The 13,963-nt window shown below is 71.2% G+C and carries 11 protein-coding genes; 7 read left to right on the top strand and 4 right to left on the bottom strand.

Annotated elements, in window-relative coordinates; genetic code table 11:
* Positions 1 to 64: 64 nt before the first annotated feature.
* Entirely contained in the window at positions 65 to 1,717 is a 1,653-nt protein-coding gene (gene pgi / locus ABFX81_RS27590; RefSeq protein WP_086850272.1) for a glucose-6-phosphate isomerase, read from the top strand.
* Between the two features lie 144 nt (positions 1,718 to 1,861).
* A complete protein-coding gene (locus ABFX81_RS27595) occupies positions 1,862 to 2,782 on the top strand; it encodes a hypothetical protein (RefSeq protein ID WP_086850271.1) in 921 nt (306 codons plus the stop codon).
* A 20-nt stretch (positions 2,783 to 2,802) separates the two neighbouring features.
* On the opposite strand, the gene ABFX81_RS27600 is transcribed toward ABFX81_RS27595, so the two are convergent.
* From ABFX81_RS27600 to ABFX81_RS27610, 3 genes are read right to left on the bottom strand one after another with little or no spacing between them, the layout of a single operon-like run.
* Positions 2,803 to 5,394 carry an FtsX-like permease family protein gene (locus ABFX81_RS27600; RefSeq protein ID WP_086850270.1) on the bottom strand — a complete coding sequence of 864 codons (2,592 nt, stop codon included), beginning with the start codon at positions 5,392 to 5,394 and terminating at the stop codon, positions 2,803 to 2,805.
* A gap of 51 nt (positions 5,395 to 5,445) precedes the next feature.
* Entirely contained in the window at positions 5,446 to 6,201 is a 756-nt protein-coding gene (locus tag ABFX81_RS27605; protein WP_099054619.1) for an ABC transporter ATP-binding protein, read from the bottom strand.
* On the bottom strand, positions 6,198 to 6,713 hold the full coding sequence (locus tag ABFX81_RS27610) for a PadR family transcriptional regulator (protein ID WP_086561728.1): 516 nt from the start codon (positions 6,711 to 6,713) through the stop codon (positions 6,198 to 6,200). Before ABFX81_RS27610 ends, ABFX81_RS27605 begins: the two co-directional genes overlap by 4 nt.
* Positions 6,714 to 6,834: 121 nt before the next feature.
* Here ABFX81_RS27610 and ABFX81_RS27615 point away from each other — a divergent pair, with 121 nt between their 5' ends.
* From ABFX81_RS27615 to ABFX81_RS27635, 5 genes are all read left to right on the top strand, one after another.
* Positions 6,835 to 8,106 carry an extracellular solute-binding protein gene (locus tag ABFX81_RS27615; protein ID WP_086850268.1) on the top strand — a complete coding sequence of 424 codons (1,272 nt, stop codon included), beginning with the start codon at positions 6,835 to 6,837 and terminating at the stop codon, positions 8,104 to 8,106.
* A gap of 140 nt (positions 8,107 to 8,246) precedes the next feature.
* Positions 8,247 to 9,905 carry a glycoside hydrolase family 13 protein gene (locus ABFX81_RS27620; RefSeq protein ID WP_346138820.1) on the top strand — a complete coding sequence of 553 codons (1,659 nt, stop codon included), beginning with the start codon at positions 8,247 to 8,249 and terminating at the stop codon, positions 9,903 to 9,905.
* A 49-nt stretch (positions 9,906 to 9,954) separates the two neighbouring features.
* Positions 9,955 to 11,280: an ABC transporter substrate-binding protein gene (locus tag ABFX81_RS27625; RefSeq protein ID WP_346138821.1), complete on the top strand. Its 1,326-nt coding sequence runs from the start codon at positions 9,955 to 9,957 to the stop codon at positions 11,278 to 11,280.
* Between the two features lie 6 nt (positions 11,281 to 11,286).
* Positions 11,287 to 12,654 carry an ABC transporter permease subunit gene (locus ABFX81_RS27630; RefSeq protein WP_086846073.1) on the top strand — a complete coding sequence of 456 codons (1,368 nt, stop codon included), beginning with the start codon at positions 11,287 to 11,289 and terminating at the stop codon, positions 12,652 to 12,654.
* Entirely contained in the window at positions 12,651 to 13,490 is an 840-nt protein-coding gene (locus ABFX81_RS27635; RefSeq protein WP_086846071.1) for an ABC transporter permease subunit, read from the top strand. The genes ABFX81_RS27630 and ABFX81_RS27635 overlap by 4 nt, the downstream gene beginning before the upstream one ends.
* Here ABFX81_RS27635 and ABFX81_RS27640 read toward each other — a convergent pair whose 3' ends face one another.
* Positions 13,491 to 13,835 (bottom strand): hypothetical protein, encoded by a 345-nt coding sequence (locus ABFX81_RS27640; RefSeq protein WP_346138822.1) that lies wholly within the window; start codon positions 13,833 to 13,835, stop codon positions 13,491 to 13,493. It abuts the gene before it with no gap.
* Positions 13,836 to 13,963 lie beyond the last annotated feature (128 nt).

Consider the following 13,963-nt stretch of genomic DNA (forward strand, 5'->3'; position numbering starts at 1 on the left):
TAAGTTGGGACCGGCAGCGGGGCAAGGTACGCAGGCAGGACAGGAAAGAAGGCTGAACTCCGAGATGAACGCAGACGGCCGTACCAGGCTCAACCAGACGCCCGAGTGGACGGCACTGGCCAAGCACCGCGAGGAACTGGGCGACGTCCAGATGCGCGAGCTGTTCGCCGCCGACTCCGGCCGCGGCACCGCGTACACCCTCCGGGTCGGCGACCTGTACGTCGACTACTCCAAGCACCTCGTCACCGACGACACCCTGCGGCTGCTGCGTGAACTGGCCGCCGCCACCGATGTGTTCGGGCTGCGGGACGCCATGTTCCGCGGCGAGAAGATCAACAGCACCGAGAACCGGGCCGTGCTGCACACCGCGCTGCGGGCGCCGCGGGACGCGGTGGTCGAGGTCGACGGTGAGAACGTGGTGCCGGGTGTGCACGCGGTGCTCGACAAGATGGCCGACTTCGCCGAGCGTGTCCGCTCCGGCGCGTGGACCGGCCACACCGGCGAGCGCATCAGGAACGTGGTCAACGTCGGCATCGGCGGCTCCGACCTGGGTCCCGCGATGGCGTACGAGGTGCTGCGCGCCTTCACCGACCGCGACCTGACGGTCCGCTTCGTGTCGAACGTGGACGGCGCCGACCTGCACGAGGCGGTGCGGGACCTGGACCCGGCCCAGACGCTGTTCGTCATCGCCTCCAAGACCTTCACCACCATCGAGACGGTCACCAACGCCACGTCCGCGCGCGGCTGGCTGCTGGACGCGCTCGGTGACGAGGCCGCCGTCGCCAAGCACTTCGTCGCCCTGTCCACGAACGCCGAGAAGGTCGCCGAGTTCGGTATCGACACGGCCAACATGTTCGAGTTCTGGGACTGGGTCGGCGGCCGCTACTCGTACGACTCCGCGATCGGTCTGGCCCTGATGATCGCCATCGGACCGGACAATTTCCGGGAGATGCTCGACGGCTTCCGGATCGTCGACGAGCACTTCCGGACCGCGCCCGCCGAGTCCAACGTGCCGCTGCTGCTGGGCCTGCTGGGCATCTGGTACGGCAACTTCCACGACGCCCAGTCGCACGCGGTGCTGCCCTACAGCCACTACCTGTCCAAGTTCACCGCCTACCTCCAGCAGCTCGACATGGAGTCCAACGGCAAGTACGTCGGCCGGGACGGGCGTGAGGTGGAGTGGCAGACCGGGCCGGTGGTGTGGGGCACGCCCGGCACCAACGGGCAGCACGCCTACTACCAGCTCATCCACCAGGGCACGAAGCTCATTCCGGCGGACTTCATCGGCTTCGCGCGGCCGGTCGCCGAGCTGAGCGGCGAACTGAAGGCGCAGCACGACCTGCTGATGGCCAACTTCTTCGCCCAGACGCAGGCGCTCGCCTTCGGCAAGACCCCGGAGGAGGTGCGGGCCGAGGGTGTGCCGGAGGAGCTGGTCCCGCACAAGACGTTCAAGGGCAATCACCCGACGACCACGATCCTGGCGCCCGAGCTGACGCCGTCGGTCCTCGGCCAGTTGGTCGCCCTCTACGAGCACAAGGTGTTCGTGCAGGGCGCGGTGTGGGACATCGACTCTTTCGACCAGTGGGGCGTGGAGCTGGGCAAGGTCCTCGCCAGGCGCGTCGAGCCCGCGCTGACCGAGGGCGCCGAGGTCGAGGGTCTGGATGCCTCGACCAGGGCCCTGGTCGCCACGTACCGGGAGCTGCGCGGCCGGCAGTGACGAGCACCGGGCGGGAGGCGGACGGCAGCGTGCTGTCCGCCCACCGCCCGGCGGCGTGCTGATTCCGCCCACCCCGGCGGCCCGCCCTCCGCTTCCCGTAGACTCCCGGACGATCATCATGGCGAGTGCTCGGGGGAGCGCGAAGTGGCACGCACACGCGGTAGTTGGACAGGCGGCGCGCTGACGGTCCGGTCCGTCCTGAAGCCCCAGGACGTGGCGCGGGCGGTGTTCCACCCCGCGTGGATACCGCAGCCGCTCGATCCGTCCGTGGAGCGGCTGAAGAAATTCCGGGTCATCGCCGGGGCGGTCGCGTCCCTCGGGGTCTACACCTTCATCGAGGGCGGCTTCGACTTCACGGAGCTGCTGGAGAACGCGATGACGGCCTCCGTCGTCCTGCTCTTCCTCACGCCGTTGACGGTCGGAGCGATGCTCTGGGTCTGGCGGCGCGGCGGCACGGTGCGGCAGTTGCGGGTGCCGCTGCTCAACTCCCTGCTGCTGCTCCTGCTGTTCGTCGGGTGCGTGGCCGCCCTGCTGGGTCTGGTGCAGACGGTGAACGGGTCGGCGAACGCCGCCGTGATCATCGGGGTCGGCCTGACGATGATGTGGATGCTCATCTTCACGGCCTACGGGGCGGTGCGGGTCTCCGGCAACTTCTTCGGCACGGCCGCCACGCACCGCTGTCTGCCGCCGCTGCTCGCCATGGTGACCAGCTGGCTGGTGGCCCTCCCGGACCTCGTCACCGGTGATCTGCACGGGCTGAGCCTCACCCTGGGGATCGTCTTCATCCTGGGCGCTCCGGTGACGGTCACCGCCATCGCGCTGCTGGAGATGGGGCGGCTCAAGCGGCGGTACGGGATCCGGCTGAAGGCCCATCCGGCGACTCTCGCACCGGCGCCCGCACCCGGGCCGGTCCCGCCGATGTCCCCGGGGATGCCCCCGGCGGGATCGCCGTACCTGCCGCCGCAGGGCAACCCCTACGGCCGTCCCTACGCGGCGGGCGCGCAGCACCCGTACGCCCCGCACTCGCAGCCGCCGTACAACCCGCAGCACCCCTACGGGGGCTGACCCCCGGAGCGGTCAGGACGTCAGGCGACCGCGCTCAGTGTGTCCGCGAGCCGGCGGCGGGCCGCGCGGGCCGCGGGCAGGGCGGCCAGTGCGGCCGCGCAGAGTACCGCCGCCGTCCCGAGCAGCAGCATCAGCGGGGCGGACGGGCTCCGGGCGATCCCGGCGCCGATGCCGCTCGACCGGCCCTGGGCGTCGATCAGCCAGTGGGCGAGCGGCAGGCCCAGGGCGGTGGCGGCGAGCACGGCCGCCAGGGCCGTACAACCGGTGGCGGTGACCGTGACGGCCGTGATCTGCCGGGGGGACAGGCCGATGGCCTTCAGCGCGAGCAGGTCCCGTTCGCTCTCGCGGACGGTGCCGCCGATCGCCGTCAGCAGCTCGATCAGCCCGATGAGGGCGAGGACGGCGATCAGCCCGGCGACGACCGCGCGCAGCGGGGAGAGCCCGTCGGCGGGGTTGGTCACGGTGTGCACGTCCAGGTGGCCGCGTCCGGCCGTGGCCAGCCGGTCGGCGACCTCCCGCGGGTCGGCACCGGGGTCCAGGCGCAGCTCGTAGAGGGTCGGGCGGAGGCCCGGGTCGTTGGCGCGGAGGGTGTCGAGGGACGTGGAGATGACCCGGCCGGCGTTGTCCGGCTCGATGCTGCGGCCCACGATGTGCAGGATCTGCGGCTGGTCGCCGACGGTCATCCGCACCCAGTCGCCGACGCGCACGTCCAGCAGGTCGAGCAGGCCCTGCCCGGCCACGGCCTCGTCGGCGCCCCTGGCGGGGCGGCCCTCGGCGAGGGTGTACGGGTAGGGGTCCTGGTCGGTGCCGAGGCCGCGCAGGGCGATGGTCGCCGTCTGGCCCGGGACCAGGGCGGCCGTCTCGACGCCGGGGTAGGCGGCGGCCACCCCCGGGTCGCGTTCCAGGAGAGCGCGGGTCTGCCGTTCGTTCAGGCCGGCGTCGGCGCGGACGCTGAGGGCGGTCGGCAGGCCGACCTGCTCGGGCGTGCTGTGGAAGCGGTCGATGGTGGTCCACGCGCTCATCGCCACGACGATCAGCAGCAGCGGCAGCGTGAGACGGGCCACGGTGGCGAGGGACCGGGGGCGGCGGGTGAACGCCTTGTGCCAGCCCAGCACCAGCGCGGGCGGAACCCGCGCCCCGAGGGCGCGGCGGGCCAGGTCGGAGAGCTGCCCGGTCCGGGGAGCCGCGGGCCGCAGCCCGAGGACCCGGCGCAGCCCGCCGGTCGGCCGCCCGCCAGGCGGAGCCGCTGCGGGCTGGGGTCGCGGGGCTTGGCTCGTTGTCCCGGTCGGCTGCCGGTCAGGTGCGGCCGGTGCGGGCCGCAGACCGAGAACCCGGCGCAGGCCGTCGGTCAGACGCCTGACAGGCGGTGCGGCAGCCGGCTGGAGGGCTTGGGCCGCTGTCCCGGTCGGCTGCGTGCCAGGCGTAGCCACCGCGGAGCCCGGTCCGAACGCCCGGCCCGTGTTCGCTCCGGTCAGCCGACCGCCGAGCGCCGCCGTCGGCCGCTGCACCGGCACCGGCGGCACCCGTCCCGCCCGCCAGGCGGCCAGCCCGGTGGTCGCGCCGATGAACAGCACCGCGCCCAGCGGGATCACGAACAGCGCCACGGTGTGCCCGGGCAGCCCCTGCCACACCCCGACCGCGTCCCCGAGCCGCCCCGGGATCCGGCTGCCCAGGGCCTCGGCCAGCGCGGCGGCGGCCACGGCACCCAGGAGGGCGTAGGCGAGGTGCTGGAGCAGGAAGATGCGGACCACCTGGCCGGGGGTGAAGCCGATCGCCTTCAGCACGGAGAGGTCCCGCAGGTGGCCGCGGATGCGGGTGGCGATGGCCCCGTGCACGGCGAACCCGGCGGCGACCAGCGCGCCCAGCCCGAACAGGCCCAGCACCTGACCGAGGAGCCGGTTGTCGCCCTGCGCCTCGGCCCGGGCCTGCTGCCAGGTGGACACCTCGCCGATCGCCCCGGCGCCCAGTACGGTCACGGCGCGCTGGACGACGTAGGACGTGTCGCCGGGATCCGTCAGCCGCAGTCCGATCACCTGGCCGCCGGGATCCGGCACGGCCGACGGCAGCGCCCACACCAGGCCCGGCTGCTCACCGGGCCGGTAGCGCGGCTCGGCGCTGTCGGCGAGACCCACGACGGTCAGTTCGCGGGCGGTGCCGGGCACGGTGAGGGTGTCGCCGGGCTCGGCCAGCAGTGCGCGGGCGAGGCGGCTCTCCAGGACCACACCGTTCGGGGTCGCGGGGTCCAGCCAGTGGCCCGAGACGACCGGCGGGCGGCCGACGGACGGCGGCTGCGGAGTGGCGCGCAGCTCCACGGCGGCGCGGCTGCCGCGCGAGGCGACGGTGGTGGCGGCGGCGGGGTACGGGCCGGCGACGGAGTCGACGCCGTCCAGCTCGGCCAGCTTCCCGGTGTCGGCGGCGGTGTCGGTGTGCAGCCACACGTGCGCGCCGTGCGACTGCGTGAACACGCGCTGCCAGGGGTTGGTGGCGTACCCGAACAGGGCCGTGGCGAGCAGCAGGGAGGCGACGATGCCCGCGGTGGCGAGGACGAGGAACAGCGCCTCGCCGCGGTGCGTGCGCAGATCGGAGTGCGCCCAGCGCAGGGTGGCTCGCACGGGCCTCAGCCCCTCGGCCCGGACACCGGGCAGCCGTCGTACACCCGCATGTCAGTCCCTGAGTTCCAGCACACCGGATATGCCGGCCCGGCGCGGTGGTGTGCCGCCGTCGAGTTCCGCGTCGTCGGCGATCCTGCCGTCGAAGAAGCTGATCACCCGGTCCGCGGCGCTCGCCAGCCGCGCGTCATGGGTGACCAGCAGGATCGTCTGGCCGCGCTGGTGGAAGCGGGTCAGCAGCCGCATCACCTCGCGGGTGCCCTTGCTGTCGAGACTGCCCGCGGGCTCGTCGGCCAGCAGCAGCGGGGGATGGTTGACCAGCGCCCGGGCCAGGGCGACGCGCTGCTGCTCGCCGCCGGACAGCTCGCCCGGCATGCTGCGCTCCTTGCCCGTCAGGCCCAGCTCGGCCAGCAGCTGCTCCCGCTCGGCCCGGGCCCGCTTCGGCGAGGTCCCGGCGAGCAGGGCGGGCAGCTCCACGTTGTCGGCGACGGACAGGTTGGACACGAGGTTGAAGAACTGGAAGACGATCCCGATCCGCTTCCGGCGCTCCACCGCCCAGCGGGCCTCGCTGTAGGTGTCGGTGGACTCGCCGTCGAGCCAGATCCTGCCCGCGTCCGGCCGCTGGAGGCCGCCGAGCAGATGCAGCAGTGTCGACTTCCCGGCACCGGACGGGCCGGTGATCGCCACGAACTCGCCGGGCCGTACGCACAGGTCGACCCCGCGCACGGCATGGGCGGGCGCGCCCTCGCCGTGGTGCGTCTTCACCAGCCCCTCGGCGCGCAGCACAGGAGCGGGACGGTCGTCGCTCACTCCAGTTCCTCCAGCTCTTCCTGGCACCGCTCCAGCCAGTCGAGATCGGCTTGCAGGTGCAGCATCGCGCCCTCGATCAACAGGTGGGCGATGCGGTTGTCGCGGTCTTCGGCGGCGGCCAGCTTCGACAGCTGCCGCATGGTGTTCAGATACTGGCGCCGCTGCTGGTTGATCAGGGAGATCTGGTCGGCGAGACCGCTCTGCGGAGCGAGCGCCAGCTTCATGAAGAACTCGTCCCGCACCCGCGGCTCGTCCTCGGGCTCCTCGAACCAGGCGCGCAGCGCCTCCCGCCCGGCGTCGGTGAGGTGGTAGACCTTTTTGTTGGGCCGGCTGGACTGCGCCACGTCCTCGCCCTCGATCAGTCCCGACTTCTCGAGGCGGCCGAGGGTCACATAGATCTGGCCGACATTCGGCTGAGGGTACGCGGAGCCCAGCAGTTGCTCAAGGTCCTGCTTGAGCTCGTAGCCGTGGGCGGGTCCGCGGGCGAGGAGGGCCAGGAGGGGCAGGCGCACGCGTGCAGTCCTCCTGTCCGGTCCAATGTGCTCCAGGCCCTAGTATCGCCCATACCTAACAGGTATACATGGCCTCTGTTCCGGGCGAAGGTGCCCGTCGCCGGTGTACAGGGAGGAACCTATGCGGTGGATCCATGCCGCGGGTAGGGGCCTTCTCGTTCTCGTCGTGGTCCTGACCGGTTACGTTGCCGCCGGAGCGCAGGCGGGCGAGCCTGCCGGCGGCGGCCGTGGACCGCTCACCCTCGCCACCGCCGGAGACCTTACCGGCTACCTCGGCCCTCTGCTGGAGGGCTGGAACCGCACCCACCCCGGCGAAAAAGTGACCCTCGTCGAGCTGCCGGACTCCGCCGACGAGACCCAGGCCCAGATGGCCACGGACCTGCGTGACGGCGACCGCAGCCGGTTCGACGTGCTCAACATCGACGTCAACTGGACCTCGGAGTTCGCCGCGGCGGGCTGGATCCGGCCGCTGCCCCGCGACCGCTTCCCCCTGAAGACCTTCCTCCCGCCGGTCGTGGACACGGCGACCTACGACGGACAGCTCTACGCCGTCCCGTACGTCACCAACGCCGGCCTGCTCCTGTACCGCAAGGACATCCTTGCGAAGGAGGGCGTGGACCCGCCGCGCACCTGGGCGGAGCTGGAGCGGTACGCGAAGACCATCGCCCCGAAGTACGGCCTCGACGGCTACGCCGGGCAGTTCCTGCCGTACGAGGGCCTCACCGTCAACGCGGCCGAGGCCGTCTACTCGGCGGGCGGCTCGATCCTCGGCGACGAGGGCGAGCGCGTCACCGTCGACTCGGCGGCGGCCCGCGAGGGCATCGGCTTCCTGGCGCGCGGGGTGCGCGAGGGCTGGATCCCGAAGGAAGCGCTGACGTACAAGGAGGAGGAGTCCAAGCAGGCCTTCCAGGACGGCCGGCTGCTCTTCCTGCGGAACTGGCCGTACGCCTACGTCGGCGCCTCCGCCCCGGGCTCCGAGGTCGCCGGGAAGGTCGGCGCCGTGCCCCTGCCGGGACCGGACGGGCCGGGGACGAGTGTCCTCGGCGGCTCCAACCTGGCCGTCAGCGCGCACGCGCGGCACCCCGACTCGGCCGCCCATCTGATCGCCTACCTCACCAGCGAGCGCGTCCAGCGCCAGGTCCTCACGCGCGGCGCGCTGCCGCCCGTCCGGGCCGATCTCTACGAGGATCCCGCGCTCATCCGCCGGTTCCCCTACCTGCCGACCCTGCGCGAGAGCGTGCGTACGGCCGAGCCGCGCCCCAAGAGCCCGCGGTACGACCAGGTCAGTCTGGTGGTGCAGGCCGTCGTGCACGACGCGATGGCCGGGCACGAGACGCCCACGGCGGCGGTGCGCCGACTGGCGCGGGAGCTCGCCCTCATCTCGCGCCGGTAGTACTTCTACTTACTTGTTAGGTAACGCGGACGTCTCATCTGGCCGGGATATGTCCGATAGGTACCTGATTCCGCCATATCAACTCCTCGGTAGCTTCTGCCTTTTCATTGACACCCTCTCGACACGCCTACTTAACATGCATGCATAACCGCTGCCCTCCTCAGAGACAGGTCGATGGGTTGAACAGGCACCACTGGTGGCGTGACGCAGTGATCTATCAGGTGTACGTCCGCAGCTTCCTGGACAGCACCGGCGACGGCGTCGGCGATCTCGCCGGAGTCCGGGCCGGGCTGCCCTATCTGAAGAAGCTCGGCGTCGACGGGATCTGGCTGAGCCCCTTCTATCCCTCGCCGCAGCACGACCACGGCTACGACGTGGCCGACTACTGCGACGTCGACCCGCTCTTCGGCGACCTCGACGAGTTCGACCTGCTGGTGGGCGCCGCGCGGCGGCTCGGCATCAAGGTGCTGCTCGACATCGTCCCGAACCACTGCTCCAGCGAGCATCCCTGGTTCCGCGAGGCGCTCGCGGCCCCGCCCGGCAGCGCGGCCCGCGCCCGCTTCCACTTCGCCGACGGCCGCGGCCCGGACGGTGCCGAGCCGCCGAACAACTGGCACTCCATGTTCGGCGGCCCCGCCTGGAGCCGGGTGACCGAGCCGGACGGACGGCCCGGCCAGTGGTACCTGCACATGTTCGCGCCCGAGCAGCCCGACTGGAACTGGCGCAACCCGGAGATCGCCGCCGAGTTCGACCGGATCCTCCGCTTCTGGCTGGACCGGGGCATCGACGGCTTCCGCATCGACGTCGCGGCCGGGCTCTTCAAGCACCCGGAGCTGCCCGACTCGGACGACCCGGAGGCCGACGCCCGCACCCGCGACTCGGTCAACCCGCTCGCCTGGAACCAGCCCGAGGTCCACGACGTGTGGCGCCGCTGGCGCTCCATATGCGAGGAGTACACCGAGCGCGACGGCTGCGAACGCCTCCTCGTCGGCGAGGTCTCCGTCCCGACCGCCCGAGAGCACGCCCAGTACGTCCGCCCGGACGAACTGCACCAGGCATTCTTCTTCGACCTGCTCAGCGCCCCCTGGGACCCGGACGCCTTCCAGAAGGTCATCTCCGAGGCCATGCAGGACATCGCCGGCACCGGCTCGACGGTCACCTGGGTCCTCAACAACCACGACCAGGTCCGCACCGTCACCCGCTACGGCGAACCCGCCACCGAGGGCAGCGGACTCGGAGCCGCCCGCGCCCGTGCCGCCGCGCTGCTGATGCTGGCCCTGCCGGGAGCCGCTTACATCTACCAGGGCGAGGAGCTCGGCCTGCCCGAGGTCGTGGACCTGCCCGACGACGTGCTCACCGACCCGATCTTCCGCCGCACCGGCAGCCGGGCCCGCATCCGCGACGGCTGCCGGGTGCCGCTGCCCTGGTCGGGGCAGGCCTCGCCGTTCGGCTTCACCTCCGGTGAGGAGAGCGCCAAGCCGTGGCTGCCCCAGCCGGAGTACTTCGCCGAGTACGCCACCGACCGGGCCCTCGCCGACACCCGCTCCTTCTGGCACCTGTACCGCGACGGCCTCCAACTGCGCGCCGCTCTACCCCAGTTGGGTGAGGGCACACTGCGCTGGCTGGACTCCCCGCCCGGCGTCCTGGCCTTCACCCGCGGTGACGACCTGGTGTGCGCCGTCAACTTCGGTACGGCCCCCACCCCCGCGCCGGTCTCCGGCACCCCCCTGCTCGCCAGCGGCCCCTGCGCGCCCGGAGTGCTCTCCGGCTCGACGGCCGCCTGGTGGATCCGTTCCTGAACGCCCGCAAGTCAACCCCGCAAGTCAATTCCCCGAAGGGACATCAACGATGATGCGACGACGTACCACCCTGCTCACCGGCTGCACCGCCCTCGTCCTGGCGCTCGGCGCGACCGCCTGCGGCGGCGGCCCCGTCGCGGCCGGCGGCGGCGACAAGGCGCTCGACGGCCAGAGCATCACCGTGGCCGGTGTCTGGTCCGGCACCGAGCAGAAGAACTTCCAGAAGGTGCTGGACGCCTTCACCGAGAAGACCGGCGCCAAGACGCAGTTCGTGTCCACCGGCGACAACGTCTCCACCGTCGTCGGCAGCAAGATCGAGGGCGGCAACGCCCCCGACGTCGTGATGGTCCCGCAGGTCGGCGTGCTCAAGCAGTTCGCCCAGAAGGGCTGGCTCAAGCCGCTGTCGAAGAAGACCGAGCAGTCCGTGGACGCAGACTACGCCCCCGTGTGGAAGGAGTACGGCAGCGTCGACGGCACCCTCTACGGCCTGTACTTCAAGGCCGCCCACAAGTCGACCGTCTGGTACAGCCCCGACGCCCTCGCCCAGGCCGGGGTCAAGCCCCCGAAGACCTACGACGAGATGCTGAAGGCCGGGCAGACCGTGTCCGACTCCGGTCTCGCCGCGTTCTCCGTCGCCGGGCAGGACGGCTGGACCCTCACCGACTGGTTCGAGAACGTCTACCTCTCCCAGGCCGGACCCGAGAAGTACGACGCCCTCGCCGCGCACAAGCTGAAGTGGACCGACGCGTCCGTCGTCGACGCGCTCACCACGCTCGGCAAGCTCTTCAAGGACAAGCAGCTCATCGCCGGCGGCCAGAAGGGCGCCCTGAACACCGACTTCCCCGGCTCGGTGGAGAAGGTCTTCGGGCCGGAACCCGAGGCCGGCATGGTCTACGAGGGCGACTTCGTCGCCGGTGTCGCCAAGGACCAGTTCGGCAAGAAGGTCGGCGAGGACGCCAACTTCTTCCCGTTCCCGGCGGTCGCCGGTGGCGAGGCGCCGGTCGTCAGCGGCGGTGACGCGGCCGTCGTCCTCAAGGACGGCAAGAACCAGAAGGCCGCCCAGGCCCTCCTGGAGTTCCTGGCGACCCCGGAGGCCTCGGCCGTGTGGGCGGAGGCGGGCGGCTTCCTCTCCCCGAACAAGAAGCTCGACCTCGCCTCCTACGGCGACGACGTCACCCGCGCCACCGCCAAGTCCCTCGTCGACGCCGGGGACTCGGTCCGCTTCGACATGTCCGACCAGGCCCCGGCGTCCTTCGGCGGCACCAAGGGCACCGGCGAGTGGAAGCTGCTCCAGGACTTCCTGCGCGACCCGTCCGACCCGAAGGGCACCGCGGCGAAGCTGGAGGCCGCGGCGGCCAAGGCGTACCAGGACTGATCCGCCATGACAGCGACTCTCGTCAAAGAGACGAACCCCCCACCGCCACCGCCCGTCACGATCGCCGACCGCACCCGGCGTCTGCGGCGGCGCGGCAAGATCGTCGCCCTGCTGTTCGTGCTCCCCGCACTGCTGCTGCTCGGCGCGCTCGTCGTCTACCCCGTGCTGTTCAGCGTCGGCCGCAGCCTCTTCGACGCCTCCGGCACGACCTTCGTCGGCGGCGACAACTACACCGAGATGTTCCGCGACCCGGCGACCCTCACGGCCGTCCGCAACACGGCCATCTGGGTCGTCGTGGCCCCGGCCCTGCTGACCGGCCTCGGGCTGATCCTGGCCGTCCTGGTGGAGAAGGTCCGCTGGGCCACCGCCTTCAAGCTGCTCCTCTTCATGCCGATGGCGGTCTCCTTCCTCGCCGCCGGCATCATCTTCCGGCTCGCCTACGACGAGGACCCGGACAAGGGCGTCCTGAACGCCGCGGTCGTCTCCGTCCACGACGCCTTCAAGGCGGAGTCCTCGTACCCGACGGCCCGGGCGCGTGACGGACAGGGCCTGACGAAGGACAAGGACGGTTCGTACCGCACGAGTACGAGCGTGTCCCCGGGCGACGCGGTGGCGCTGGGCCTCGTCGGGGTGCTGCCCGACGACCTGCCCGGTGGGACCGAAGCCGCGTACACGGCGGCGGGGAAGAAGGCCGCCCCCGACGAACTGCGCGGCGTGGTCTACCTGGACTTCACGCCCGGCGGGGGAGGGGAGCAGGGCAAGGTCGACCGGCGGGAGAGCGGACTGCCTCAGATGACGGTCGAGGCGGTGCGCGACGGCAAGTCCGTCGCCACGGCGACCACCGCGTCCGACGGCTCCTTCCGCTTCGAGGGACTCCAACCGGGCTCCTACGCGGTGAAGCTGCCGTCGTCCAACTTCGCCCCGCCCTACGAGGGGGTCTCCTGGCTCGGACCGGCGCTCGTCACACCGGCGATCATCGGGGCCTACCTGTGGATCTGGACCGGCTTCGCCATGGTGCTGATCGGGGCGGGCCTGTCGACGCTGCCGCGGGACGCGCTGGAGGCGGCGCGGATGGACGGCGCGAACGAGTGGCAGATCTTCCGGCGGATCACGGTGCCGCTGCTGGCACCGGTGCTGACGGTCGTCTTCATCACCCTCGTCATCAACGTGATGAAGGTCTTCGACCTCGTCTACATCATCGCGCCCGGTCCGGTGCAGGAGGACGCGACCGTGCTCGCGACGCAGATGTGGCTGGTGTCGTTCGGCGGCGGCAACAACCAGGGGCTCGGCAGCGCGCTCGGTGTGCTGCTCCTGCTGCTGGTGGTTCCGGCCATGGTGTTCAACGTCCGCCGTTTCCGAAGGGGGCAGCGATGAACGCGGTTCGGCGCGGGTTGGGCAACGGGGTCGTCCAGGCCTTCCTCGTGGTGGTCGGCCTGGTGTGGATGACGCCGCTGGCCGGGCTGTTCCTGTCCTCGCTGCGGTCCGCCGAGGACACGGCGAAGGGCGGCTGGTGGACGGTGTTCACCAGTCCCGGGCAGCTGTCCTTCGACAACTACTCGTCGCTGTTGCAGAACGCGGGCATCACGCAGGCGTTCTGGAACACGGTGCTGATATCGGTGCCGACGACGCTGCTCGTCGTGGTGATCGCCGCGCTCGCGGGATACGCCTTCGCGTGGCTGGACTTCCCCGGGCGGGAGACGATCTTCCTCGTCGTGGTCGCGCTGCTGGTGGTGCCCGTGCAGATCGGGCTGCTGCCGGTCGCGAAACTCTTCGGGCAGCTGGGGCTGTTCGGCACGATCCCCGGTGTCGTGCTGTTCCACGTGGCCTACGGCCTGCCGTTCGCGGTGTTTCTGCTGCGGAACTACTTCGCCGATATCCCGAAGGAGATGCTGGAGGCCGCGCGGATGGACGGGGGCAGTGAGTGGCGTATCTTCACGCGGCTCGTGCTGCCGGTGGGGCGGCCGGCGATCGCCTCCCTGGCCATCTTCCAGTTCCTGTGGGTCTGGAACGACATGCTGGTGGCGCTGCTGTTCGCGGACAGTTCCTCGCAGCCCCTGACGGTGGAACTCCAGTCGCAGATACGGCAGTTCGGCAGCAACATCGATGTCCTGGCGCCCGGGGCGTTCGTGTCCCTGGTCGTGCCTGTCGTCGTGTTCTTCGCGTTCCAGAGGCACTTTGTGCAGGGCGTGATGGCGGGGTCGGTCAAGTGATCAGCGTGGTGATCTGTGCTGTACGGGAAGATCGGAACTGGTAGGTAGATACCTCCAGGGGCCCGGGTCTTGCAGGGGCCGCAGGCCCCCGCCGACGGGACGGTGGCGCGCCAGCCGCGGTTTCGCCGCCAGCCAGTCTTTGTCCGTGGCCCGCTTCGCCGCGCTGATCAGCTTCACCCGCGTCAGCAGCGCGAACAGGTCCAGCGCGTCATCGACCGCCGACGCCTCCAGATGCCGGACAAGCTCCGGGATCCGACGGCCTTCCGGAACGTCCAGCAGCGCCACCAGGTCGCCAGTCAGTGAGGCATCCGCGCGACGCGCGGCCTTGGCCACAGCTGCGGCCATCGCATGATCTTCGTTCGTCCACACAGCTCACGATGATCATCGGTGGCCGCAGCCGTCTTATCGTCGGCCCTGACCAGCCAACATTACGATCGGTGCCTGGAGTAGGCGGCGGTCGAAGGGGCGACGCA

This window comes from Streptomyces coeruleofuscus (assembly GCF_039532725.1).
Taxonomy (GTDB): domain Bacteria; phylum Actinomycetota; class Actinomycetes; order Streptomycetales; family Streptomycetaceae; genus Streptomyces; species Streptomyces coeruleofuscus.